21 protein-coding genes are annotated in these 23,861 nt (G+C 69.4%); 5 read left to right on the forward strand and 16 right to left on the reverse strand.

Annotation, left to right across the window (positions count from 1 at the left end):
- Positions 1-94: 94 nt before the first annotated feature.
- The 10 genes from rfaE2 to QFZ65_RS11665 form a co-directional block, all read right to left on the reverse strand.
- The gene (gene rfaE2 / locus QFZ65_RS11620; protein WP_306910544.1) at positions 95-1,639 is read right to left on the reverse strand and encodes a D-glycero-beta-D-manno-heptose 1-phosphate adenylyltransferase; all 1,545 of its coding nucleotides are present in this window, start codon (positions 1,637-1,639) and stop codon (positions 95-97) included.
- A complete protein-coding gene (locus tag QFZ65_RS11625; protein ID WP_306910546.1) occupies positions 1,636-3,042 on the reverse strand; it encodes an aldehyde dehydrogenase in 1,407 nt (468 codons plus the stop codon). The genes rfaE2 and QFZ65_RS11625 overlap by 4 nt, the downstream gene beginning before the upstream one ends.
- 20 nt (positions 3,043-3,062) lie before the next feature.
- Entirely contained in the window at positions 3,063-3,764 is a 702-nt protein-coding gene (locus QFZ65_RS11630) for an SDR family oxidoreductase (RefSeq protein ID WP_306910548.1), read from the reverse strand.
- A gap of 51 nt (positions 3,765-3,815) precedes the next feature.
- Positions 3,816-5,204, reverse strand: coding sequence for a PfkB family carbohydrate kinase (locus tag QFZ65_RS11635; RefSeq protein ID WP_306910550.1), 1,389 nt, complete (start codon positions 5,202-5,204; stop codon positions 3,816-3,818).
- Positions 5,201-5,899: an SIS domain-containing protein gene (locus QFZ65_RS11640; protein ID WP_373427580.1), complete on the reverse strand. Its 699-nt coding sequence runs from the start codon at positions 5,897-5,899 to the stop codon at positions 5,201-5,203. Before QFZ65_RS11640 ends, QFZ65_RS11635 begins: the two co-directional genes overlap by 4 nt.
- Positions 5,896-7,152 carry a glycosyltransferase gene (locus QFZ65_RS11645; RefSeq protein WP_306910552.1) on the reverse strand — a complete coding sequence of 419 codons (1,257 nt, stop codon included), beginning with the start codon at positions 7,150-7,152 and terminating at the stop codon, positions 5,896-5,898. Before QFZ65_RS11645 ends, QFZ65_RS11640 begins: the two co-directional genes overlap by 4 nt.
- Positions 7,149-8,162 carry a glycosyltransferase gene (locus tag QFZ65_RS11650; protein WP_306910554.1) on the reverse strand — a complete coding sequence of 338 codons (1,014 nt, stop codon included), beginning with the start codon at positions 8,160-8,162 and terminating at the stop codon, positions 7,149-7,151. Before QFZ65_RS11650 ends, QFZ65_RS11645 begins: the two co-directional genes overlap by 4 nt.
- Positions 8,159-9,235: a glycosyltransferase family 9 protein gene (locus QFZ65_RS11655; protein WP_306910556.1), complete on the reverse strand. Its 1,077-nt coding sequence runs from the start codon at positions 9,233-9,235 to the stop codon at positions 8,159-8,161. The genes QFZ65_RS11650 and QFZ65_RS11655 overlap by 4 nt, the downstream gene beginning before the upstream one ends.
- Positions 9,232-9,795: an HAD-IIIA family hydrolase gene (locus QFZ65_RS11660; RefSeq protein WP_306910558.1), complete on the reverse strand. Its 564-nt coding sequence runs from the start codon at positions 9,793-9,795 to the stop codon at positions 9,232-9,234. The genes QFZ65_RS11655 and QFZ65_RS11660 overlap by 4 nt, the downstream gene beginning before the upstream one ends.
- Before the next feature lie 108 nt (positions 9,796-9,903).
- On the reverse strand, positions 9,904-10,743 hold the full coding sequence (locus tag QFZ65_RS11665) for a sigma-70 family RNA polymerase sigma factor (RefSeq protein WP_306910559.1): 840 nt from the start codon (positions 10,741-10,743) through the stop codon (positions 9,904-9,906).
- 261 nt (positions 10,744-11,004) lie between these two features.
- Between QFZ65_RS11665 and QFZ65_RS11670 the strand changes: the two genes are divergently transcribed.
- Complete coding sequence (locus QFZ65_RS11670; RefSeq protein ID WP_306910561.1) at positions 11,005-11,364, forward strand: LuxR family transcriptional regulator; 360 nt, start codon at positions 11,005-11,007, stop codon at positions 11,362-11,364.
- Positions 11,365-11,414: 50 nt separating this feature from the next.
- On the opposite strand, the gene QFZ65_RS11675 is transcribed toward QFZ65_RS11670, so the two are convergent.
- A complete protein-coding gene (locus QFZ65_RS11675; RefSeq protein WP_306910563.1) occupies positions 11,415-12,932 on the reverse strand; it encodes an FAD-dependent oxidoreductase in 1,518 nt (505 codons plus the stop codon).
- A gap of 156 nt (positions 12,933-13,088) precedes the next feature.
- On the opposite strand from QFZ65_RS11675, the gene QFZ65_RS11680 reads away from it, so the two are divergent.
- Together QFZ65_RS11680 and QFZ65_RS11685 are read left to right on the forward strand one after the other, a co-directional pair.
- Positions 13,089-13,718 (forward strand): TetR/AcrR family transcriptional regulator, encoded by a 630-nt coding sequence (locus QFZ65_RS11680; protein ID WP_306910565.1) that lies wholly within the window; start codon positions 13,089-13,091, stop codon positions 13,716-13,718.
- Positions 13,715-15,349 (forward strand): MDR family MFS transporter, encoded by a 1,635-nt coding sequence (locus tag QFZ65_RS11685; RefSeq protein WP_306910568.1) that lies wholly within the window; start codon positions 13,715-13,717, stop codon positions 15,347-15,349. Before QFZ65_RS11680 ends, QFZ65_RS11685 begins: the two co-directional genes overlap by 4 nt.
- A gap of 64 nt (positions 15,350-15,413) precedes the next feature.
- On the opposite strand, the gene hrpB is transcribed toward QFZ65_RS11685, so the two are convergent.
- From hrpB to QFZ65_RS11710, 5 genes are all read right to left on the reverse strand, one after another.
- The gene (gene hrpB, locus QFZ65_RS11690) at positions 15,414-18,086 is read right to left on the reverse strand and encodes an ATP-dependent helicase HrpB (protein WP_306910570.1); all 2,673 of its coding nucleotides are present in this window, start codon (positions 18,084-18,086) and stop codon (positions 15,414-15,416) included.
- Positions 18,087-18,241: 155 nt separating this feature from the next.
- A complete protein-coding gene (locus QFZ65_RS11695; RefSeq protein ID WP_306910572.1) occupies positions 18,242-18,646 on the reverse strand; it encodes a universal stress protein in 405 nt (134 codons plus the stop codon).
- Positions 18,643-20,175, reverse strand: coding sequence for a tripartite tricarboxylate transporter permease (locus QFZ65_RS11700; protein WP_306910574.1), 1,533 nt, complete (start codon positions 20,173-20,175; stop codon positions 18,643-18,645). Before QFZ65_RS11700 ends, QFZ65_RS11695 begins: the two co-directional genes overlap by 4 nt.
- A 9-nt stretch (positions 20,176-20,184) precedes the next feature.
- On the reverse strand, positions 20,185-20,772 hold the full coding sequence (locus tag QFZ65_RS11705; protein ID WP_306910576.1) for a tripartite tricarboxylate transporter TctB family protein: 588 nt from the start codon (positions 20,770-20,772) through the stop codon (positions 20,185-20,187).
- Between the two features lie 5 nt (positions 20,773-20,777).
- Positions 20,778-21,782, reverse strand: coding sequence for a tripartite tricarboxylate transporter substrate binding protein (locus QFZ65_RS11710; RefSeq protein WP_306910578.1), 1,005 nt, complete (start codon positions 21,780-21,782; stop codon positions 20,778-20,780).
- A 142-nt stretch (positions 21,783-21,924) separates the two neighbouring features.
- Between QFZ65_RS11710 and QFZ65_RS11715 the strand changes: the two genes are divergently transcribed.
- Both QFZ65_RS11715 and kdgD read left to right on the forward strand, forming a co-directional pair.
- On the forward strand, positions 21,925-22,809 hold the full coding sequence (locus QFZ65_RS11715; protein ID WP_306910580.1) for a LysR family transcriptional regulator: 885 nt from the start codon (positions 21,925-21,927) through the stop codon (positions 22,807-22,809).
- A 129-nt stretch (positions 22,810-22,938) separates the two neighbouring features.
- Positions 22,939-23,853, forward strand: coding sequence for a 5-dehydro-4-deoxyglucarate dehydratase (gene kdgD / locus QFZ65_RS11720; RefSeq protein ID WP_306910583.1), 915 nt, complete (start codon positions 22,939-22,941; stop codon positions 23,851-23,853).
- The last annotated feature ends 8 nt before the right edge of the window (positions 23,854-23,861 follow it).

Here is a 23,861-nt window from a genome sequence, read left to right on the forward strand (position 1 = left end):
GCTTACGGTAATTGCGGCGCCCCAGCCCCTCGCCGTCGCGCTGTGCCGGTGCACGCCGTCGGGCGCGGTGCACGCCGTCCGGCGCCGGCAATACTTACGCTTCCCCGAGCGCCGCCCCTTCGCCGCCACGGATGCGTTCCACCACCGCGGTGGTGGACAGTTCCGCAACGTAGTCGAGAATCGCCACGCGCCCGCCGTACCGCTCCACGGCGGCCGTTTCGGCCAGCATCTGGGGGCTGTAGTCACCGCCCTTGGCGTAGATCTCCGGCCTGAACTGATCGATCAGCGGAATGGGCGTGGGCGTATCGAACACCGTCACGTAGTCCACGCAACTGAGCGCCGCAATCACGGCTGCCCGGTCCGAGACGGTGTTGATGGGCCGGTCCGGCCCCTTGAGCATCCGGACCGAGTCATCGCTGTTCAGTGCCACCACCAGGATGTCGCCCAGCTGCTTCGCCTGGTTGAGATAGCGGGTGTGTCCGCGGTGCAGCACGTCAAAGCATCCGTTGGTGAGGACGATTGTCTGGCCTTCCGCCCGGTGGCGGGCGAGGTGCCGGGCAAGCTCCTGCGCGTCGAGGGCGGTGTCGGCAAAGCTTTCCAGGTAGCGGCCCAGATCGGCAGTGCTGCAGACCGACGTGCCGGTGCGGTGGACGGCGATGTCGGCCGCGGCCTGGGCAAGATCCACGCTGGTGGACAGAGGCAACGAGGCGGCACGGGCCAGCGCCAGCGCAGCCACGAAGGTGTCCCCCGCCCCCGAGGCCTGTTTCTCCGCGACCGGCTTCGCCCACGTCCGGTGGACCGCTCCGGACGCGGGCAACAGCACCGTCCCGTCGCGGTCCAGGGTGACCACGACGGCGGCCGCTCCGGTGGCCTCGAGCAGGGCGGCGCGGTGCTCCATCAGGACGGCGGGGCGGGCCGCGCCGTGCGGCAGCTGGAGCCCCAGCAAGGCGGCCGCTTCCTTGGCATTCGGAGTGGCCAGGTCGGGCCGTAGCGGCGCCCAGGGCCGGGGATCGTGGGCGTCCACGACGGCCAGCAGTGACGCGGGGCGTCCCTGCAGCAATCCGAGCAGGGTCCGCCTGACCAGGCCTGTCAACGCTCCGGCACCGTAGTCGCACAGCACGACGGCGTCCTGCGCTTCGAGGGCGCCGGGGAGGGAGCGGGCGACGGCGGCGAGGGCTTCCTCCGGGAGGTCGGGCGCAACCTCGTCAACGCGCAGGAGCAGCTGCCCGGCACCGCTGATGCGGGTCTTCGTGGTGGTCGGCACGCCTTGCACCCGGTGGATATGGGTGGTGTTGACGCCGGCATCCTGCAGTTGCCGGATCAGTTCCGAACCGCTGTCATCGCATCCCACGATCCCGACGAGGCTCACCCGCGCCCCCAGGGCAGCCAGGTTCATCGCCGTGTTGGCGGCGCCGCCCGGGGCAAAGCTGCGCTGGCGGACGTCCACCACCGGGGCGGGCCCTTCCCGGCACAGGCGGTCGATGCTGCCGGACCACCAGCCGTCCAGCATCACGTCCCCCAGGACGGCAACCGACGGCGCCCGCGCGGCAAGCTCCCCGGGGAGCCAGTCTTCCAGCCCGCGCTGCTCGGTCAACCCTCCGCGGCGGTGGCCGGCAGGTTCCGGGGCGGCGGGGCTCACGGCTGTCCATCCCCGGGCGGGGCCGCGATATGCACGACCTTGACCCTGGTGAACTCATCCAGCAGCTCGGGCCCGTAGCCAAACCCGCTGCCGCTCTCTCCCCGGGGCTGCGCGGCCCCGCCCGGGGCTCCGCCGAAGACCTCGTTGATCTTGACGGTGCCGACCGGAAGCGCCGCGATGGCCCGCTGGGCGTGCGCGATCCTGCCGGTGAGGACGGTGGCAGCGAGGCCGTAACGGCCCGCGGCGGCCAGCCGGAGCCCCTCGTCGAAGCTGTCCACCACCTGGACCGGCGCCACCGGGCCGAAGGTTTCCTCCGCCATCACGCTCATGTCCGCGGTGCAGTCCAGCAGGACGGTGGCCGGGTAGTAGGAGCCCGGCCCGTCCGGGAGGGTTCCCCCTTCCACCGGCTGCGCCCCGCGCTGCAGGGCATCGGCGACCTGGCGGTGGACGGCATCGCGCAGCGCACTGTCCACCAGAGGCGCCAGCCCTCCGTCCCGGTTCCGGCGCCGGGCCTCCTCCTCCAGAGCCGCACAGAATGGCCCCGCGATCGCGCGGTGCACGTAGATGCGCTCAACGGACGTGCAGATCTGGCCGCTGTTGCTGAAGGCTCCGACGGCCGCCTGCCCGGCAGCCCAGGCGGGGTCGACGTCGTCGTCCACTACCAGCGGATCATTGCCGCCGTTTTCCCGGATAACGTGGGCGCCGGTGAGCAGGGAGCTCCGCGCGATCCGGGCACCGGACGCGCTGGAGCCGACGTGCGCCACCACCGAGACTCCCGCCTGTTCGGTCAGCTGGGTACCGACCGCTGCCCCGCCGGTGAGCGTGATCAGGACGTCGGGCGGAAAGGCGGGCGCCAGGACTTTGCCCAGCAGGACGCCCAGGTGCGGGCACCGTTCACTGGGTTTGTGCACCACGGTGTTGCCTGTCACCAGCGCCGCGCCGATCAAGCCGCAGGCCACCGCCACCGGGTCGTTCCAGGGGGTCAGGAGGACGGCGACGCCGCGGGACTCGGCGATCGTGTAGTCGGCGGCCAGCTGGTCGCCCCGCAGGCTGTGCCCCCGGTGGACCGGCCCAAGCTCCGCGTACTGCTCCAGCGTGGCGACGCCGGCGGCTATCCCGGCCTCCGCCTCGGCCACCGGACGGCCGGTTTCCCGGCTGTTCAGTTCCGCGAGTTCCGCGGAGGCGGCCGCCAGCGCCCTGGCAGCGGAGCGCAGGCAGCTCCCCCGGGCCGCAGGGGCGGTGGCGGACCAGGCGGGGTGCGCGGCCCGGGCGGCGTTAACCGCTTGGCGGATGGCCAGGGGGCGGGCGACCGGAAGGCTGCCTACGGGCTCGCCGCTGCGCGGATCGCTGATGGTGAGCAGCTCCGGAGCGCTGCTGCGGGCGTGCTGGACGATGGCGGACATCGGACTTCCTCCCTGGTGTGTTAGGGCCATGAGCCCTCCTCGGCGTGGCAGATGAGCAGTTCGCGGACTTCGCACCCCGCCGGCTGGGACAGGGCGAACAGCACGGCGCGCGCCACGTTGGCCGGATCGTTGAGCCTGGAGTCGTCCTGGGGCTTGTACTGTTCGGCACGGTCGTCGAAGAACCGGGTCTTCATGCCCCCGGGAATCAGCGTGGTGACACCGATTTCGCCGCCGGTTTCGGCCGCCAGCGCCTGGCTGAACCCCACGACGCCGAACTTGGACGCGCAGTAGGCGGAAGCCTCCGGCAGTGCGCGTTTGCCCAGGGTCGAGGCCACGGTGACCACCCGGCCCCGTGATGCCTTCAGATACGGAAGCGCCGCGCGCACCACCGATACGGTGCCGAACAGATTCACGAAGATGACCTGCTCCCAGTCCTCCGGCGGGACGTCCTCGAGCCGGCCGCACCGGTCGATCCCCGCCGCGGTCACCACGGCATCCAGGCCGCCCAGCTCCTCGGCCGCCTGCTGCACCGCCGAGGACACGGCGGCCCGGTCCGCGACGTCCACTTCGATGGCTTTCACGGCGGACACCTCCCGGAGGTCCCGGTCCAGCACCACCGGCGTACCGCCGGCCTGCAGCACGGCGTCAACGACGGCGGCGCCGAGTCCGGAGGCACCTCCGGTGACAAGGACCCGGCCGGGGAATAGGCTCTCGTTGTTCATGGTGTTCCTTTCGCTGGGGGATCTTGGGCTGCGTTGTCAGGGGTCCGCGCTTCAACCGACCCGGGCCAGCGCGTCGGCGAGGTGTGTTGTGGAGCGGGCCGCATGGTGCGGCACGGTGAGGCAGCGGCCGCCCCAGCTCTCCACCAACGCGGTCTCGGGCAGGTCACGCACGTCGTAGTCGCCGCCCTTCACCCAGATGTCCGGGCGGAGCGCATCGAGGCAGGCTTCCGGGGTGTCCTCCTCAAAGACCAGCACGGCATCCACGCAACCGAGCGCCAGCAGCAGTTCCGCACGGTCCTGCTCTGTGATGATGGGACGGTGGGCTCCCTTGATCCGGCGTACCGAAGCATCGGAATTCAGGCACACGATGAGGCAGTCACCCATGCGCCGGGCTGCTGCGAGGGACCGGGCATGCCCGGCGTGCAGGAGGTCGAAGCAACCACCCGTGGCGACCACCGTCCCGCCCGAACGCCGGACCCGCCGGGCCAGCGCCAGGGCGTCGGGATCCGGCCCGTCCGCGGCGGAGGAAAGAGGCACGTAAACGTCGGGCAACAGGGCCAGCCCGGCCACTCCGCCGCATGCCAGGAACGCGGCCGCTTCCTGGACCGCCAGGGCGGCGGAGTCCTCAACATCGCGCCCGGCTGCCAGGTGGACGGCAAGGCTTGCGGCCAGCCTGTCCCCCGCACCGCACGGATCGGCGACGGTGGTCTGCGGTGCCGGGATCGGAAGCGGCGTCCGCACCTGGTCCTGCGCCAGGACGGCGCCATGTTCACCGTGCGTCACCAGGACCGCCTTGCTCTGCCAGCGGCCGAGCAGCCGTGCCGCCAGCACACCGGCGGCGTCGTTCACGGTGCCGGCCATCGGCCCGGTGCCGGCAGCGGCGCGGGCTTCGGCGAGGTTGGGGGTGACGACGTCGACGCCGGCCACCGGCGGGGCGCCCGCAGGATGGGGGTCCCACACGATCGGAACGCGTCCGGCAAGCCGCGACAGGGCGGCCCGGAGGTCCGGATTTGCGGCCACTCCCCGCCCGTAGTCGGCAACGATGATGGCGGCTGCGCCGTCCAGCGCCTGCAGCATGGCAGCTGTGGCCTGCGGGACGGGTGGGCGTGCGCAGCCCTCGTCGAACCGGACCAGCGCCTGGCCGCGGGCGCGGACCCGGGTCTTGACCGGGGTCGGAGCGCCGGATGCTCCCGCGACTACCGTGACCCCCGCCAGTTCCTCCTCTATCTGGGTGGCCGCATCGTCCGTGCCCAGGACTGTCACCAGGACGACGGAATGACCGTCGCCGGCAAGCATGCGGGCCACCAGGCCCGCACCCCCGGCACGCCGCCGGGCCGAGGACACGTCGACGACGGGCACGGGCGCATCCGGGCTCAGCCGGGTGGCCTGCCCGTCGAGGTCCACATCCAGCAGGACGTCACCGACGACGACGATGTTCATCGCGCTGCCCCGCCCGGTGAGCCTTGGCGTCCGCGTCGAACGACCTCGGCGTCGAAAGCACGGCATACGGCGTGCAGCGCGATCAGGTGGCATTCCTGGGCGTTGGCGGCCGGGCCGTCAATGGTCACGGCCTCGTCGCAGCCGGAGGCCAGCGGATTCGGCCCCGGTCCGGTCAGCGCCCAGGTGGCGACTCCCAGCCGGGCAGCGGCCTCGGCGGCGCGGAGCAGGTTGGGGCTCTTGCCGCTGGTGGACAGCAGCATCAGCACGTCGCCGGACCGGGCGTGCGCGCGCACCTGGCGCGCGAAGAGTTCCTCGAAGCCGTAATCGTTGGCGATGGCGGTGACGGCGGAGGTTTCCGCATGAAGTGAAATCGCCGAGAAGGGGACGCGCTCGCCGTCGAACCGTCCCACGAGTTCAGCTGTCAGGTGCTGGGCCTCGGCGGCGGAGCCGCCGTTGCCTGCGGCCAGCAGGCGCGCGCCGCGGAGCAGCCGGCGGGCCAGTTCTTCGCCCCACGCGGCCAGGTGGAACGACTGGCTGCGCAGCGACTCGAAGGCTGGCAGGACGTTGTCCAGGTGGCTGCGGACCGCCGCAACCGAGTCCGGTCGGCTGCCCGGGGCCGGGCCTGCAGTGGCCTCCGTCCCGGGCAACACCAGGACCGGGGCCACGGCGTCTCTCAGGGGGGATTCGGGAGTCACAGCACGGCCCCTTCCACCGCATCAAGCCGCCGGACTTCCGCACCTGCGGCCACTGTCTGCAGGTAGGCCCTTTCGGTTTCGGCGGCAACCCGGTCCCAGGAATAGCGCGTCCGGGCGCGGGCCTCGCCGGCGGAACCCAGCGCCCGCCGCAGGCCGGGATCGGTCAGCAGCGCGGCGACGGCGGCAGCGATGGCCGCCGGATCCCGCGGCGGGACATGCAGGCCGGTCTTCCGGTCCAGCACGGTGTCCCGCAGTCCGCCGACGGCCGCTGCCACCACCGGCACGCCGCAGGCCATGGCTTCCAGCGGCACAATGCCGAACGGCTCGTACCACGGCGCGCACACCACCGCGTCGGCGCTGCGGAAGATGGCCCCCATGGCGTCCCGGGGCAGCTGGCCCCGAAAGACCACCCGGTCCTGCACGCCCAATTCCGTGGCGACCTCCAGCAGCCGGTGCGCTTCGGCGTCGTCCGCCAGGGCCGCGGCGTTCCCGCCGCCGCCGACAATCAGGAGTTCGACGTCGAGGCCTGCGTCCCGCAGGGCCGGCAGCGCCCCGATCACCAGGTCAACGCCCTTCCGCGGGACGAGGCGCCCGACGGAAAGGATGCGGTAGGCGCGGGTCCTGGGCTCGGCGGGGCCCCGGCCGGAAAACAGTTCCAGGTCCACGCCGCACGGCACCACCGAGATCCGGCGCCGGTCGATGCCCATGGCCTTGAGTTCGAAGACCTCATCCGAGCAGGTGGCGATGATCCGGTCCACCGATCTGCCCACGGACGGCTCCAGCCATTGGCGCTCCAGCGGGCTGGTGTCCCCGGCGCCCTGGTGCCGGCGCTTGACCGGTCCCAGTGCGTGGAACGTCTGCAGCACGGGGATCCTGGTGTCCGATGGTGCCCGGCGGGCTGCGTCGAGGGCCGCGACACCCGACATCCAGAAGTGTCCGTGGACCACATCGGGAGGCCGGCGCTGCCAGTCCCGGGAGATCCCGTCGGCCAGTTCACCCATGAAGGGCAGGAGCTCGTCCTTGGGAACGTGCTCCGCCGGGCCGGCGTCGAGGTGGACCACCTCGAGCCGCGGCAGGATCCGCACGCGCCGCGGCAGTGCTGCGGAGTCACGGCGGGTGTAGACGGTGACGTGGTGCCGCCGCCTCGCCAGGGCCGTTGACAGCGCGGCCACGTGGACGTTCTGGCCGCCGGCGTCCACTCCGCCCAGCGCCGCCAGCGGACTGGCGTGTTCCGAAACCATGGCTATCCTCACTGGCTCTTCCCTTCCTGCGATGGAATCAGAATCCGGCCCCTCCGGGAGCGCGGGGCGAGTTCGCCAAGCAGCCCGTCCCACGACTGAAGGAAGGCCTGGAGGCCGTAGCGTTCGAGGGCCACCCGGCGGGCGACGCCTCCGCGGCGCCGAGCCTCCTCCGGGTCGTTGACGAGCTGCGCGGCACTGTCCACGAGTTCGTCGACGCTGGTGGAGATCGCGCCGGCCTCCGGCGGTACCGCGCGGGCCGCTTCCGTGGTGCCGAGGACCACCACGGGCATCCCGAGCTGCATCGCCTCCAGCAGGGCCAGGCCCAGGGAAGTCCAGCGGAGCGGGTGGATGTACACCCGGCAGCGGGCCAGTTCCTGGTGCAGCTGCGCGGTGGGCAGGTCCCCGCGGATCCTCAGCCTTGACGCCGGCAGGCCTGTCGCCTCCCCGAGGCCCACACCGCCCATGCCGAACATCTGCAGCGGCGCCGCCGCGGCGAACCGGTGCAGCAGGTCGGTGCCGGTGACCCTCCCGCGGCGCACCGGCTCGTTGACGACGGCGGCCAGTTCGGCCACCTCGCCGGTGTACAGATGGCCGGGATCGGGGATTCCGTGTTCGATCACCAGCGTCGGGGCGGCGCCGTTGTCCCAGAACAGCTCGTTGAAGTGCGTCACGTGGACAACGGGGATGGCGTCCTGGTCGGCCAGCGGATGCACGGAGTTCGGAACGCCGCCCTTGGGCGTGTTGTGTTCGAGGTAGACGGCCGGCAGCTCCTTGCCGGGCCGGCGGCCCAGGGCCTGGGCGAGCACGTCAATCTCCTCAGGCCGCTGCAGCACGACGGCGTCGATACTGTCCGGGTCCACCGCGTCCAGGCTCACCTCCCGGACGGAATCCGGCCAGTTCCGGCCCGCGCGTCCCATCCCCCAGGGACCTCCGTCCGGAAGCGCAGGAAGCAGGTATTCGTGCCGGCCGCGGACGAAAGAGTCCGTCCAGGCCCCGTGCACATGCCACAGCAGGATCCTCATGGGTACCGCACCTTCCGTCGGGTCGACAGCGAGGTCACCCCGCTGATCAGCCGTTCCACTGCCTCCACCAGCTGCTCCGGGCCCACCGATGACAGGCACGGATGCCCGGGCACGGGACACTCCGTGGCGCGGGTGAGCCTGCAGGGTGCAGCCTGGTCGCCCAGCAGCTCCAGCGGCACGCCGTACGGGGCCCACCGGATTGCCGGCACCACCGGTGAAAAGAGGCAGGCCACCGGGGTTCCCAGCGCGGCCGCCAGGTGTGCCGGGCCGGTGTTGCCGGTGATCAGCACCTCGGCGTGGGCCAGCACACCGGCCAAGGTCTTCAGGTCTGTTCGTCCGCCGAGGTCCACCGCGGAGGGCCCGGCGACCGTCGCGGTGAGCTTGGTTTCCCCGGGGCCTCCGGTGACCACAACGCGGTGCCCGGCCCCCTCGAGCAGTTCCACCGCGGCGGCATGGTGCAGCGCCGGCCAGGACCGTGCCGCGGCCGATGATCCGGGGTGGACCACGACGTACGGTTCCTCGCCCACGAGCTCACGCGCATCGGGGTAGCCGGTGATGCGGAGCTTGCCGTCGTCGCCGGGGGGAAGCCTGAAGCCCGCGGCCGAGGCGATGGCAAGCGCCCGTTCGGCCTCCGGCTGGTCCTCGGCGAGGTCCTCGCCCGGCCGCAGGCGGATGTCCAGCAGGCTGCCCGCGTAGTCGGTGGATACGCCTGTGATCCGGCGGACTCCGGCCAGCCGCAACTGCAGGGCCAGGGGCAGCGGCGACTGGTGGAAAGAAGTCAGGATAACGGCTTCAGTGATGCGGGAGTCCGTGACGAACCTCCGCAGGGCATCCAGCTGCTGTTGCTCCACCGGGGGCGCCGGCTTCACGATCCACGGGCAGCTCCAGCTGTACACCTCGGTGACGCCGGGCAGGAGTGCTGCCGCGGGTTCTCCCTGCGGCCCGCAGAGCAGGACGACGTCGTTCGGCTCGCCGCCGTCGGCCCGCCGGCCGTGGGCGACCGCCCGGATCGCGGGACCTGCCAGCAGAACGTCGCCGACGCTGTCCAGCCGGGCCACCAGGACGGGCGTCACGAGCCGGTCCCGGAAAGCGCACTGAAGGGCGGATCAAGGAGCAGTTCCAGCGCGGCGCCGAGGTGGGCTGCAACCGAGGGGGCGGCGGCGACTTCCGCAGCCCGCGTCACCGGCGTCGGCACCAGCACGCCCCGGGATCCGGCCGCCTCCGCCGCTGCCACATCGATGCCGATATCTCCGATATAAGCCGCATCCGCCGTCCCGATTCCCAGCCGGCGGCAGGCGTTGACGATCATCCCGGGTGCCGGCTTGCGGCAGCTGCAGCCGTCCTCCGCAAGATGCGGGCAGAAGTCCCAGACATCGAAGGGCCCCAGCAGTTCCTCGACACGGCGGTTGACGGCGCACACTTCTTCCACAGTGAGGAGGCCGCGGCCGATCCCGGACTGGTTGCTGAGGACGCCGGTGGCAATGCCGCGCGCCCTCAGCTCTTGGAGTGCTTCCCTGGCGTACGGCATGATCCGTACGCGGGCGGGGTCCCCGTTATAAGGGACGTCGTGGACGAGCGTGCCGTCCCGGTCGAAGAGGACAGCACGCAACGACGGAAAACCGGATCTTTCCATACCCACCTTGTTCCCCGTTCGGGCCGGGGCTAAACGCCGGGTGCCAAACCCTCTGGTGCACCGCACCTTGACCGGGTGCCCGGCAATCCAGGGACGGGGCGTCACGGCTCAGGAGCTTTCGGAAGCCGTGCGCAAGTCCGGCCCGCCCTCGGCACCATGGGCATCAGCCGATGTCAGCAGCTGGTGAAGCCGCACCAGCACCTTCGAAAGCCGGCGGGAGACCTGCATCTGCGAGACGCCGAACCTCTTGCCCAGCTCTGCCTGGCTTTCTTCACAGAAGTAACGCCGGTAGAGCAGTTCCCGCTCATCGTCCGAAAGCTTCCGGATCGCCTGGTCGAGGCACATCAGTTCCTCAAGCCGCTCCAGCGGAAGGTCCTGCGAGGCGAGGCCCTCGGCAAGGGCCGGGCGACCTTCCCCGTAGTTGTCGACGACGTCGAGCGAGTCAGGGCGGAGGCTGGAGCCGGCTGCCGCCGCTTCCCTGACATTGTTCTCGGGTACGCCCAGCTCGCGTGCCAGTTCAGCCGATGTCGGCCGGTGCCCCAGGAGCTGGGTCAGTTCCGGTTCGGAACGGAGGAGTTCGGTGCGCAGGTCCTGGACCCGGCGGGGTGGTCTCACTACCCAGCACCGGTCCCGCAGATAGCGCTTCAGCTCGCCCGTGATCGTGGGGGCGGCGTAGGCGGCGAAGCTTCCTCCCCGGCTGTCGTCGAAGCCCCGCGCGGCTTTTATCAGTCCCAGATAGGCGACCTGGGTAAGATCCTCACGTTCCCGGCCACGGCCCGCGAACCGTACCGCCAGCGCCTCGGCCAGATCCAGATACTCCAGGACCAGCCGGTTCTCGAAGGCTTGCCGGATCTGGCCAAGTGCACCCCGGGGCGCGGGCGGCCTGCTCGAAAAGCCGGCTTCCGCACCCGGCGGGTTCACAGTGGGCGACTGCTGCACTTCTGCCATGATCGGTCGCTCCTTTTGAACAAGTAGCATTCAAGACTTTGCGGCAAGACGTAGGAGAAGAGAACCACAGGCCCGGCCCCTGCACAATGGTCCAGGGGCCCTTGACGCCGACCGGGCAGCCGCCGGCTTGGCTATCGACACCGGTAGTCAGTAGGCTTAGTGTCACTACTGGATCGGCAGCCCTTCGGCCCGGTACATGCGGGCCCACCGGGGCCACGGTGCCAGCCGGAGGGCACGCCGAAGATCTTATTGACTGCAGAGATGACTGGGGAGAGACAGATGCACCGGACTTTCAGGACTGCCCTCGCTGGACTGGCGCTGTGCGCCGCCGCACTGCTGACTGCCGGTGCGGCTGAGGCCGCGCCGGCGGAGGGAATCCAGGTGGCGAGCCTCGTCAGCCAGACCAGCTCTCCGTCGGGCGGCCCGACGCCGGACGACAAGGCCTCGTCATCGGCGCCGGTGGACCCGGGGACCGGCGAGACCCGTGAGGCCAAGGAGACCCGCGTCGACTATGCGCCGTACGTGATTGGGGCCGCTGTAGTCGTGGTTCTGGCCGCCGCCGCGGTGGTGTTGCGGCGCCGCGGCGGTCCGTCGTCGAAGGGCCCCCGCCGCGACGCCTGACGCCGGAGCCCTGCGGCGGGACGGTGCCTGGGCGCTTAGGTGCTGGGTGCTTAGTGGCCCGGTGACTTTTGGTCCGCCGCCGTCGGAAGATTCCGCGTGGTAGGTCCCTGCAAAACCTCTCCGGTGGCAGAGAAGCGGGAGCCGTGAAGGGGGCAGTCCCAGCTCTTCTCCGCGTCGTTCCAGCTGACGAGCCCACCGAGGTGGGTGCAGACAGCGGACAGCCTGCAGGTGACGCCGTCGACAGTGGAGACCGCCACCGGCCTGCCGTCCTTCAGAACCACCGTTCCCTCGCCTTCCGCCGGAACGGTGGGAACGCCAGCTTCCGGACCGCCCCGACGGACCTTGGCCCAGCTCTGCGCCAGAGTCCTGGCCACGTCCGCGTTCAGGTTGATCGCCGCGGCGGCTCCGGCCGGTGAAGTGACGCGCCGGTGGATGGTGTCCGCCCAGTGCAGGTTCCCGCCGAGGATCTGGGCGCTGATGTCGAGGGCAGCGGCGATGCTGTTGCTCATCCCCCACTTGTTGTAGCCCGTCGCAAAGAAGATCCGGCCGCCGCCACGCGGGAGTTTGCCGATGAAGGGCATGAGGTTGGTTGCCTGGTAGTCCTCACCGGACCAGGTATGGGTCACCTCGGCTCCGGGGAAGTATGAGACCGCCCAGTCCAGCAGTTCATCCAGGCGGCGCCGGGGGGACGGCTCGCGCCCGACCTGGTGTCCGTTGCCGCCGACCACCAGAAGTTCCCCGGTGGCGGCAGGGTAGCTGCGCAGTGACCGGCCCGGTTTCTCGGCCGAGAGGTACATGCCGGAGGGGATGGCGGCAGGGTCGGGCAGCCGAAGGGCTGCGGCGTAGGACTGTGACGCCTTGAGCTTGGCGAAGTACATGCCCCGGTCCAGGATCGGGATGCCGGTTGCCAGCACCACAAGGTCCGCGTGGACCGTGCCGGCGTACGTTTCTACAGTGGCGTCAGCGCCGGTCTTCACGTTCCGGACCCGGACGCCCTCGACCAGCACGCCCCCGTGCTCCCGGAAGTCCGTGGCGAGTGCCTCCAGCACGTCCATCGGATTGAACTGCGCCTGCCCTCGCAGGGTGACCGTCCGACGGGTAGCGAATGGCAGCTCGGTGTCTGCGGCCTCCTCGACGTCGAGGCCGGCGGCCCTGGCCACTTTCAGTTCCGCCGCCACCTGTTCGGCGCCGCTGTCCGTCACGGAAAAGGTGTAGGCGTCGCGATTCTGGAACGGGACGCTCCGTTCCTCAAGGAACCGGAGCAGCCAGGCCTGGCCTTCCCGGTTTGCCTCCACATAGGCATTGACGACCTTTTGCGCGTACTGGCGGCGCAGCGCCGACAGGACAGTCCCTTGCAACAGGCTGAGCTTGGCCGTGGTGTTGCCGGTGGTGCCGGCGCCGACGGTCCTCGCCTCCAGGACGGCCACCTTCATGCCCGACCGCGCGAGCAGCAGGGCACTGGCCAGTCCGGTGATCCCGGCCCCCACCACCACCGCGTCATAGCGGGATTCCGGAATGAACGGATCCACGGGAAACTGCCGCGCGGTGTCGAGCCAGAGTGAGGTCATGGTCGGTCCCTTCGTTACCTTCTCCTGCCGAGGACATGTGGCAGTTCATTCTGGAGCCGGACCGGGGTTGCGCGTCAAGGCACAACGGCGGGAGTAAGTTTGCACTGTTGCAAACATGCATTTGTGAAAACTTTGCAGTCGTGCAAGGCTTGCTGCATGATTGAGACCGGAACGAGGACACTGCGGGAACGCCGCAAGGCGGAAACCTGGACTGCACTCCACGACGCCGCCGCGTCGCTTGCGCTGCAGCGCGGGATCGAGCAGACCACGGTCGAGGCCATCGCCGAGAACGCGGGGGTCTCCCAGCGCACATTCTTCAACTACTTCAGGGCCAAGGAGGACGCAATCCTCGGTCTTCAGGAGCCCCACGTGGACCCGGAGGAGCTGTCCCGGGTCTCCACGTCCGCCGAAGACCTTTTGGACCAGGTATCCCGGCTGCTGATGACAGTGGCGCGGTCAGCGATCGGCGGGGCAGATCCGGACCGCCGCCGGAAACTGCTGGCCCGCTACCCGAACCTGGGCCGCCACAAGATGGAGCAGATGGTCAAGGCCGAGACGCTGGTCTGCTACGCAGTGGCCGGCCTGCTGGCGGCCGATCCGGCCTGGTCGGCCCCCGCGGCCGGCTTCGGCCCGGACGAGACCGCCCGCATGCTGGTCATGATCGCCGGCATCCCCCTCCGCTTCAATCTCACCTCAGCCGGCTTTGACCCGGCCAAAGGCGTCCAACCCGACGACCTCGGGTCCTCCCTAGCCCTCCTCCACCACTTGCAAAGGAAACTCTCGTGACCACTGCCCCTGTTCCCGTCCCGGGCCCTGACTCGGGCCCATCTGAAGGGAAGCAGCACATCGTGCTCCTCTTCGTGGGCCTGATGCTCTCGATGCTCCTCGCTGCACTGAACCAGACCGTGCTGAGCACCGCGTTGCCCACGATCGTGGGTGAACTTCACGGCGTCAACGACATGCTGTGGGTCATCACCGCGTTCATTCTCGCCTCCACCGTCACCATGCCCATCTACGGCAAACTCGGCGACCTGATGGGACGCAAGGCCCTGCTGATGGCTGCCATCGTGCTGTTCATGATCGGCTCGGTGGTGGGCGCCCTGGCCAACGACATGGGTATGCTTATCACCGCCCGCGTCATCCAGGGCCTGGGCGGCGGAGGCCTGATGATCCTCTCGCAGGCGGTCATCGCCGACGTCATTCCCCCGCGGGAACGCGGAAAGTACATGGGCATGATGGGTGGCGTCTTCGCCATCGCCTCCGTCGCGGGACCGCTGCTCGGAGGCTGGTTCACCGAGGGACCCGGCTGGCGCTGGGTGTTCTGGATCAACATTCCGCTGGGGCTGCTGGCGCTCGCCGGTGCCGTGTTCTTCCTCAAGCTGCCACGGCACTCCGGTAAGCCGCGCTTGGACCTGGGCGGCATGGTGCTGCTGGCGATCGCGACTACCTGCCTCGTTCTCTTCGCCACCTGGGGTGGGAGTAAGTACGAATGGAGCGACCCGATCATCCTGGCCCTGATCGCGGGCACCGTCCTGAGCGCCGTGGCGTTTGTCCTCGTGGAGCGCCGGACGGCGGAGCCGATCATTCCGCTGCACCTGTTCAAGGACCTCAACTTCAACCTCGCCACAGTGGCGGGCCTGTTCATCGGTGTCGCCATGTTCGGAGCGATCGGCTACCTGCCGACATACCTCCAGATGGCTTTCAGCGTCAACGCCACCGAGTCAGGTCTGCTGATGATCCCGATGATGGGCGCGCTCCTGGTTGCCTCGGTCGTCTCGGGCCAGCTGGTCAGCCGCACGGGCCGCTACAAGTGGATGCCGATAGCGGGCGGCGTGCTTGTCGCAGTCGCCCTCGTCCTGCTCTCCACCCTCAAGCCCGGTTCACCCCTGTGGGAAATCTGCGCGTACCTGGCGGTCATGGGTCTGGGGCTGGGTCTGAGCATGCAGATCATGGTGCTGATCGTGCAGAACTCTTTCCCGCTGCGCGAGGTCGGTACGGCGACGGCGTCGAACAACTTCTTCCGGCAGATCGGCGCGACGCTGGGATCCGCTGTCGTCGGCAGCCTCTTCGCGAGCAGGCTAGCGGAATTGCTGGTCCAGCGGCTGCCCGCCGCCGCCACCGGCGGCGCGCCCGGCGGATCCAATTCCCTGACCCCCGCCGTCGTCAGCGCCCTGCCGGCGCCAATTAAGGAGGCCATTATCTCCTCCTACAATGATGCCCTCACACCGATCTTCATCTGGATGGTTCCGCTGGCGTTGCTGGCGGCGGCGCTCATGTGCTTCATCAAGGAACGGCCGCTGGCCACCGCGATCGAACACGACGTGCTGTCCGAGTCCATCTCGGAAGGCAACATCCTGATCACGGCAGACGACGCCGGAAACCAGGCACCGGTCCGGGCAGGTGGCCCTCGGCACTAACCCGAGGACTCTTCCGACACACCGCGTGCAGCGCGCCTTCCCGGCGGCGCTGCACGCGGTGTTTTTATTTGCGGCTCTTGGTCCTGGCGGTGGCCGGCGCCGTCCACGGGTCCTCCGGCCAGGGGTGCCGGGGGTAGCGGCCGCGCATTTCGGCACGGACCTGGGCATACGGCCCGGACCAGAAGGACGCCAGGTCGTCCGTCACGGCCAGCGGCCGGCGCGCGGGTGACAGCAGGTGGAACAGCACCGGCACGGCCCCGCCCACCAGCCGGGGCGTCCGGTCCCATCCGAAGCACTCCTGGAGCTTGACCGCCACCACGGGCCTGCCGGCCGCATCCCCCACCTCCGGGTAGTCGATCCGGACGCGGGAGCCGCTGGGCACTTCGAGCCGCTCCGGCACGAGTTCGTCCAGACGCGATGCCTCGGGCCAGGGCAGCAGCCTGCGGAGCGGTTCGGCCAGGTCGATACCGCCAGCGGGGGCACCACCGGCCAGCGCTTCGAGCTCCGGGGCAAGCCACTCCTGCAGCCGGGCCAGCAGCGCGTCCTCCGCGACATCCGGCCAGGGATCCCCCAGCTCCCGGTGCAGGAGGAACAGCCGACGGCGCAGGGTGTCCCCCGCCGTCGACCATCCGATCGTCCCCAGCCCGTCCCGCTTCAGGGCGGCGGCCACGGCCCGGCGTCCTTCCTCGGCGGAGGGCCGGACCGGCGTCGAGGACAGCACGATGGCGCCGAGCCGCCGCTCCCGCCGGGCCGTCACCCGGCCCTGGTTGAACTGCGCCTCCACCGCGTCGGTGAGCAGCTGCCGCGCGGCGGCCTCCGCGGCATCAGCGGCCAGCGGCGCGGCGGAACGGATTACGGCCCCGGTCCCGGCGGCATCCCGCCCCTGGGTGCGGGACACTTCGGCTACGGCCAGCCACTCGTGCCCGGTCAGGGAGCTGCCGGCCGGCAGCCCTGCCCGGGTACCGGACGAGAGCAGATAACGTTCCGGCCCGCCACCCGGGACACGGCGCGCCACCCGGTCCGGGAAGGCGAGGGCAACAACAAAACCAACCGCGTCCGCGGCGTCCGGCGGTGCCGGCGTTGCCGGCGGGACGGCGCCGGAGGGCTCCCGGCGCGCAATCGCCTCCATCCGCCGCACATCCTCCGACCAGCGCCGGGAGGCCGGGTCCTTCCCGGCGCGGAGGGCGCTGAGCAGCCGCGTCAGGTCCGCGCCGGGGGCCCGCTGGTCTCCGGCCACGAGGGCGACAGCTTCGGCGGCGGTGCGCGGGCCGACGCCGGCGGCCCCGTCCAGCAGGGCGCGGGCCAGGCGCGGGTCCGCCGGGATCCCTGCCAGGGTCCGGCCAAGAGGCGTGGCGGAGCCGTCCTGGTCCACAGCGCCGAGTTCCCCCAGCACCTCCATGGCGTCCGCCATCGCCGCGGGGGGCGGAGCGTCCGGGAGCGCCAGTCCGCGCCCGCCGGGCGATCCCCAGCAGGCCAGGGTCAGGGCGGCGCCCGTCAGGTCGGCGACGGCGATCTCCGGCGTCTGGTGCGCAGGCGCGGCGCCGAACGTCCGCTGGTCGTAGCAGCGCACCACTTTTCCGGGGCCCTGGCGGGCGGCGCGCCCGGCCCGCTGTTCGGCGGAAGCCCGTGAGCAGGACACGGTCACCAGTCCGGACATGCCGCGGCTGGCGTCGCGGCGGGGCTCGCGGGACAGCCCGGCGTCGATGACCAGCCGGACTCCCGGGACGGTCAGCGAGGATTCGGCAAGGCCGGTGGACACGATGATCCGCGCGGGGGCGCCCGGCTCACGCCCCGAAACGGCGCGGTCCTGCTCCGCCGGGCCGGACTGGCCATGCAGCTCCAGCACCTCCGGGCCGCCGCCGCGCCCGCGAAGACGCGCGGCCACGTAGGAAACCTCCCAGGCCCCCGGCACGAAGACCAGGGCGTCAATGTCCTGTCCGGCCGCCCGCGCGGCGGCGTGGGCGGCCCCGGCAGTGTCCGCCACGTGGTCGAGGAAGGACCGGGTCACGCCCCGTTCGTCCAGCCTGGCCCCGGCCGCGGGAACCCACTCGACCTCCAGCGGGTGGAGGGCGGACGGACAGTCGATGACCGGGGCGACGGCGCCGCCGTCGCCGAGGAGGCGGGCGAAGCGCGGGGCATCCAGGGTGGCGGACATGGCGACCAGGGTGAGGTCCTCTCGCAACTGCCGGACCTCGCCGAGCATGCCGACGAGGAGGTCTGTTTCCAGCCCGCGCTCGTGGACTTCGTCGAGGACGACGACGGCTGTTGACCCCAGTCCCGGATCCGCCAGCAGCCTGTTCAGCAGGATCCCGGGGGTGACGAACTCGATCAGGGTGCCCGGCCCCGCCTGGCGTTCGCCCCGGACCATGTAGCCGATCCGGTCCCCGAGCCGGCTGCCGTCGAGGGCCGCCAGGCGCCGGGCGGCGGACCGGACCGCCACGCGCCGCGGCTGCGTGACCACCACGCGCGGCGGCGGGACGTTGTCCCGCCCCCGCCCGCCCTGCCCCGCCGCGGCCAGGTTCGCTGCGGCCAAGTTCGCGAGCAAAGGCGGCACTAGGGTGGTCTTTCCGGTGCCCGGCGGGGCCTGCACCACGGCGGCCCCGCCGGCACCCGCCGACCGCAACGTGGCAGCCAACTCCCCCAGCGACGCGGCAAAAGTCAGACCGGCTCCGATGGCAGCCAGATCGAAAGGCCCGCGGGCACCAAGCAGGTCAACGGGCGCGGGAGCGGAAGTCACTACTTTATTGTCCCGGAAACCTGTGCCGGAAACTTTTGCATCCGGAAACCCGAGCCCGGAAACGCAGCAGGGGCTGACCGGAACCTTGCGGTCCGTTCAGCCCCTGCCTACTCCAGCGCCTACTCCAGCGCCTACTCCAGCGACCGCGGCGGTCCCTAGAAAGGTGCCCCTGCCGGCTTCACGGCGAGCACCGGCCGGTCCGCCTGCATCAGGATCCGCTGGGCGTGGCTGCCGAGGATGAACTTGCCCACCTGGGAACGGTGCCGCAGCCCGATGACAATCAAGGAGGCATCGATCTCGCGGGCGAGGTCGAGGAACTCGTCCGCCAGGTCGTGCTGGTACGGCGGCTGCCTCACCGAAGTGCGGACGCCGGCGGCGGTGGCGCGCCGCGACGCTTCCTCCAGGACATCCCGGGGAGCCACGGCCTTGTCAACCAGGGCGCCCTCCCGCGCGGAGTTGACAATCACCAGGTCCTCGTTCCGCAGTTGCGCTTCGGCGATGCCCGCGGTCAGCGCAGCCTCCCCTGCCGGGGTGGGGACGAAACCGACAATGATGCTCATACCTTCTCCTTGATTCGTTCCGGTGAGGGCGCTCCGGAAGCGGAGGCCTTGCGTTTGGCCAGCATGTTCCGGATCACCGGGAACACTGCAACGAGCACAAAGACCGTCAGCAGGGTTGCCGAGATGGGGCGGCTGAAGAAGCCTGCCGGGTCGCCGCCGAAGACCAGCAGCGAACGCCGCAATGAACTCTCCAGCAGCGATCCAAGAACGAACGCCAGGACCAGGGGTCCTGGTTCGAAACCGAACTTCTTCATGAGGTAGCCGATGATGCCGAAGACGACGACCAGCGTCACGTCGAACATGCTGTTGTTGATCGTGTAGGCGCCCAGCAGCGTGATGAGCGCGGTGACGGGGGCCAGGATTGCGGCGCGCACCCGAAGGATCTTTACGAAGACTCCCACGAGCGGAAGGCTCATGATCAGCAGCAGGATGTTGCCGATGTACATCGAGTTCACGACGCCCCAGAACAGCTCCGGATCCTGGTCCACGAGCTGCGGGCCTGGCGTGACGCCCTGAATCAGCAGGGCTCCGAACATGAGCGCCATGGTGGCGTTTGCCGGGATCCCGAGCGTGAGCAGCGGGATGAAGGATGACGTCGCTGCCGCGTTGTTGGCGGTTTCCGGACCGGCAACGCCTTCCGGCGCGCCCTTGCCGAACCGCTCCGGCTGCTTGGCCCGCTTCTTCTCCATGGCGTAGGAGGCCATGGAGGCGATCGTCGCGCCGCCACCTGGCAGGATGCCAAGGAAGAAGCCGAGAACCGAGCCGCGGCCGATCGCACCGGACGCCTGCTTGAGGTCCTTCCGTGAGGGCCAGATGTTCGTGACCTTGGTGGGTGCCTTGGCGGCGCGGTGGCGTTCCTCCAGGTTGTAGAGGATTTCGCCAAGGCCGAAAACGCCCATGGCGATCGGCACAAAGTCGATGCCGTCGGCAAGCTCCAGGCTGCCGAAGGTGAAACGGCTTTCGCCGGTGAAGATGTCCCGGCCGACCGTTGCGAGCAGCAGGCCGACGGCGGCGGCGATGAGCGCCTTGGTCTTTGCACCGTTGCTGATGGTTGCCACCAGCAGGATTCCGAGCAGCGCCAGGGCCGAGTACTCCGCGGGACCGAAGTCGAGGGCGAAGCTGGCCACGACGGGAGCCAGGAAGGTCAAGCCGATGATGGCGCCGGTGCCGCCGATGAATGAGCCGATGGACGCCAGCCCGAGCGCGGTGCCGGCCTTGCCCTGTTTGGCCATCTGGTAGCCGTCGAACACGGTCACCACGGACGACGCTTCGCCCGGCAGGCGCAGCAGCACGGAGGTGATGGTGCCGCCGTATTGTGCGCCATAGAAGATGCCCGCGAGCATGATGATGGCGGTGACGGGTTCTACGTTGTACGTGAGCGGCAGAAGGATGGCGATGGTTGCCGCGGGCCCCAGACCGGGCAGGACACCGATCAACATGCCGATAACGACGCCGATCAGGCAGTAGAGGAGGTTGGTCGGCTCCAGGACAACGGCGAAGCCGTTGATGACGGGATTTAGGAAATCCACGGGGTTCTCCTAGAAGAGGTGGGGAATGGAGGTGTTGAGCGCCAGGACGAAGATTCCGTAGAACGCCGCCACGACGATTGCGCTGACCAGCAGGGTGGAGCGCCAGGTTTCGCCGCCGAGGAAGCGCATCCAGATGATGGACAGGACGAGTGCCGGCAGTTCAAAACCGATGACCGGCATCAGCGCAACCATGGCGGCCAGGGTGACGAGACCCGTGAGGGGCGCCAGGGACATCCGGGTGAACTTTTCCGCGTCCCGGTTGTGCCGCCCGATGATGAGCTGGAAGAGGCCGAGGACCACCATGACGCAACTGATCATGAACGGCCACAACCCGGGCTGCGGCGCCGCCGGGGTGCCCAGGCCCATCGCGATGGACAGGACTACTGCGCCGATGCCGACGCCGATAACCACAAGGGAGGACGCCGCGCTGGCCAGCGCTCCGGCGGCGGGCGGCTTCTCGTCCTCCCACTGCGCGGCAAGCTGTTCCGGAGTGAGGTCCGCGAGAACATCGTCGGTATCAACAAGAGGGGCGTCCCCGCCGGAGGGGGCAGCCGAACGGCGTCCTCCTCCGGCGGGCACTGCTGGTGTGGCTGGCACTGGGATCACTTCGTCCCGCTGAGGCTGATGCTGTACTTCTCCACCAGGGCCTTGTACTTGGCGGCGTAGTCCTTCCACTGCGTGACGACTTCCTCGCCGGAGATTTCCTTCGGGGTCAGCATGTTTTTCTTGTTGAACTCTTTGTAGGTGTCGGTCTTAAGGGTCTCCTGGATGGACGCGAGCAGCTTGTCCTTCACTTCCTTCGGGGTACCCTTCGGGGCGGCGACGGCGCGGTACTGGGCCACGGGCACGTCGTAGCCGGATTCCTTGGCCGTCGGCACGTCCGGGAGGAAGGAGTTCCGCTCTTCTGAGAAGACCAGCAGCGGTGTCACCTTGCCGGCCTGGATCTGCGGCATTGCTTCGCCGAGCTGGACGGTGGTCAGTTCGACCTGGTTACCCAGGACCGCGGTGAGGGCGGGCTTGCCGCTGTCGAAGGGGACGTCGGTTCCCTTCACGTCAGCCTGCTTGAAGAGCACAGTCTGGGCCAGCTGGCTGCCGGTCCCCACGCCTGTGGTGCCGAACGTGATGTTGCGTCCCGCGCCGGTCACGTCCTTGATGGTTTTAAACCCTGATGCCTGGCTGGCCACCATCACGTAGTCGTCCTGGGACAACCCGGTAATGACGTCGAAGTCATCGATGTTGACGGCCTCCTCCGACGTGACGGCGAGGGGTGTGATGGTGATCAGGGACGCGTTGAGCAGAACCAGGTTCTGTCCGTCGGCAGGCTTTCCGGCGACCTCCTTGCTGGCAAGGGCCCCGTTGGCGCCGGGCTTGTTCACCACAGGCATCGGCGCACCGAGCGACTTTGCTGCGCCTTCCGAAATGGCGCGGGCAATCAGGTCGGTGCTGCCGCCCGCCGCCTGGCCCACCGTGAGGTTCACAGGTCCGTTCGGATACTTCGACGTCGAAGCGGCGCTGCCGCCGGCGACGTTGCCGCAGGCGGTCAAGGCCAGCAGCGTTACCGCCGATGCCGCTCCGAGTACGGCACGGCGCGAAGGGAAGTGCATCATTGAAACTCCTCATTGATCGTCAGGGACGAAGCCCCGGAAGCATGTGAACCGCGTCACTGCCGGTTCGCTGTGTCGAGTTTAGGGAGCGGCTATGATGCATGTCTAAGCCCAAATATGCATCGAGTGATACCTGGAAGGCATAATGTTTACCTTTGACCAGCTGGCGGGATTCATTGCCGTGGCGGAAGAACTGCACTTCGGCCGGGCGGCGGAACGCCTCAACATGACCCAGCCACCGCTGAGCCGGCAGATCCAGAAGCTGGAGAAGTCCGTGGGGACCGAACTGTTTGAACGGGACAACCGGAAGGTGCAGCTGACCGCCGCAGGTTCCGCCTTCCTCGAAGAAGCCAGGCGGCTGCTGGCTCTCGCCGAGCGGGCCCCCCTCACCGCCCGGCGCATCGCATCGGGCCGCTCCGGCCTGCTGCGGATCGGTTTCACCGCAGCGAGCGGGTTCAGCATTCTGGGGCCGCTGCTGGAGGAGATCTCCGCGATCCTCCCCGACGTCGACGTCGATTTGCAGGAGATGGTGACCGGGGAACAGATCCAGGCCCTGGAGACGGGGGAACTGGACCTGGGCCTGGCGCGGCCCCCGTTCGACAGGGATCTCTTCGACTCGAGGCTCCTGTTCCGCGAATCCATGATGGTCGCCGTACCGGCGGGCCACCCGCTTGCCCGCCGCGGCGGGACCGTCGCGGACGAGGACCTCAAGGACGAGCCCCTCATCATGCATTCTCCGCTGCAGGCGCGGTACTTCTACGACCTGGTGGTCCGCATGCTGCCGGTGCAGCACGAGAACGTGGTCCACACCGTGAGCCAGATCCTGACCATGGTTTCCCTGGTAGCAGCCAAACGCGGCGTCGCCTTCGTGCCCCGGTCCGCCACGGCACTGGGCATCCAGGGTGTCGAGTTCCTTCCCCTGGCCACCGGGCATGGGGAGCCCGTTGAGCTCCACGCGATCTGGAGCCGGAAGGTGAGCAATCCGGCGCTTTCGCGGCTGCTGGCCGGTATCGACTTCCATCTGGACTGACAGCAATGCAATGCACGCAAGGTATCAATTCATTCAATAATGCACTTGGACAGGCATGAGGTGGCAAACCTACGCTGAGAAGGAACCACCACCCCCGCCCATCTCGGCGCTTATCCGGAGGACCACATCGTGGCAAAGTACACACCCCAGGAACTGGCGAACGTCCTCAAGGACGGCCTGCTCTCTTTCCCCGTCACCTCGTTCGACGCCGAGCTGCAGTTCGATGAGGAGAACTACCGCAAGCACCTGGCCTGGCAGGCAAGCTTCCCGGTGGCCGGCCTCTTCGCAGCAGGCGGAACCGGTGAAGGCTTTTCCCTGACCCCGGCCGAGTCCGAGCGCGTCGTCCGTGCAGCCGTCGAGGAAGTCGGCGGCACCGTCCCGGTCCTCGCCTCCGCCGGCGGTTCCACTGCCCAGGCTGTCGAGAATGCCCGCGCGGCCGAGGCTGCCGGCGCCGAAGGCATCCTGCTGCTCCCGCCCTACCTCACCGAAGCGGACCAGGGCGGACTGATCGACCACGTCAGCGCCGTCTGCCAGTCGACGTCCCTCGGCGTCATCATCTACAACCGCGCGAACGCCATCTACAAGGACACCACGGTAGCCACCCTGGCCGACCGCCACGAGAACCTGATCGGATTCAAGGACGGCGTGGGGGACCTCGAACACGATGCGCGGGTCTACGCCAAGCTCGGCGACCGCCTGTTCTACCTCGGCGGCCTCCCCACGGCGGAGACCTTCGCGCTGCCGCTGCTGCAGCTGGGCATGAGCACGTACTCCAGCGCCATGTACAACTTTGTCCCGCAGTTCGCCCTGGACTTCTACCAGGACGTCCGCAACCTGGACCGGGTTGCCGTCAACAAGAAGCTCAACGACTTCGTCATTCCCTACCTGGACATCCGCGACCGGGCCAAGGGCTACGCCGTTTCCATCGTCAAGGGCGGACTGGATGCGATCGGCCGCTCCGCCGGCGGCGTCCGCCCCCCGCTGCAGAACCTGGCGCCCCAGGACCTCGCGGACCTCAAGTCCCTCATCGCCACCGTTTCCTAGGAGGACGC

The organism is Arthrobacter sp. B3I9, assembly GCF_030816935.1.
Taxonomy (GTDB): domain Bacteria; phylum Actinomycetota; class Actinomycetes; order Actinomycetales; family Micrococcaceae; genus Arthrobacter.

What these genes read in the sequence shown, in the direction of transcription:
- QFZ65_RS11670 (WP_306910561.1), top strand. Translation starts at nt 11,005, where the DNA reads ATGACTGGGGAGAGACAGATGCACCGGACTTTCAGGACTGCCCTCGCT.
- QFZ65_RS11695 (WP_306910572.1), bottom strand. Translation starts at nt 18,646, where the DNA reads ATGAGCATCATTGTCGGTTTCGTCCCCACCCCGGCAGGGGAGGCTGCG.
- QFZ65_RS11710 (WP_306910578.1), bottom strand. Translation starts at nt 21,782, where the DNA reads ATGATGCACTTCCCTTCGCGCCGTGCCGTACTCGGAGCGGCATCGGCG.
- QFZ65_RS11715 (WP_306910580.1), top strand. Translation starts at nt 21,925, where the DNA reads ATGTTTACCTTTGACCAGCTGGCGGGATTCATTGCCGTGGCGGAAGAA.
- QFZ65_RS11680 (WP_306910565.1), top strand. Translation starts at nt 13,089, where the DNA reads ATGATTGAGACCGGAACGAGGACACTGCGGGAACGCCGCAAGGCGGAA.
- QFZ65_RS11650 (WP_306910554.1), bottom strand. Translation starts at nt 8,162, where the DNA reads ATGAGGATCCTGCTGTGGCATGTGCACGGGGCCTGGACGGACTCTTTC.
- QFZ65_RS11675 (WP_306910563.1), bottom strand. Translation starts at nt 12,932, where the DNA reads ATGACCTCACTCTGGCTCGACACCGCGCGGCAGTTTCCCGTGGATCCG.
- QFZ65_RS11630 (WP_306910548.1), bottom strand. Translation starts at nt 3,764, where the DNA reads ATGAACAACGAGAGCCTATTCCCCGGCCGGGTCCTTGTCACCGGAGGT.
- QFZ65_RS11635 (WP_306910550.1), bottom strand. Translation starts at nt 5,204, where the DNA reads ATGAACATCGTCGTCGTCGGTGACGTCCTGCTGGATGTGGACCTCGAC.
- QFZ65_RS11625 (WP_306910546.1), bottom strand. Translation starts at nt 3,042, where the DNA reads ATGTCCGCCATCGTCCAGCACGCCCGCAGCAGCGCTCCGGAGCTGCTC.
- QFZ65_RS11665 (WP_306910559.1), bottom strand. Translation starts at nt 10,743, where the DNA reads ATGGCAGAAGTGCAGCAGTCGCCCACTGTGAACCCGCCGGGTGCGGAA.
- QFZ65_RS11660 (WP_306910558.1), bottom strand. Translation starts at nt 9,795, where the DNA reads ATGGAAAGATCCGGTTTTCCGTCGTTGCGTGCTGTCCTCTTCGACCGG.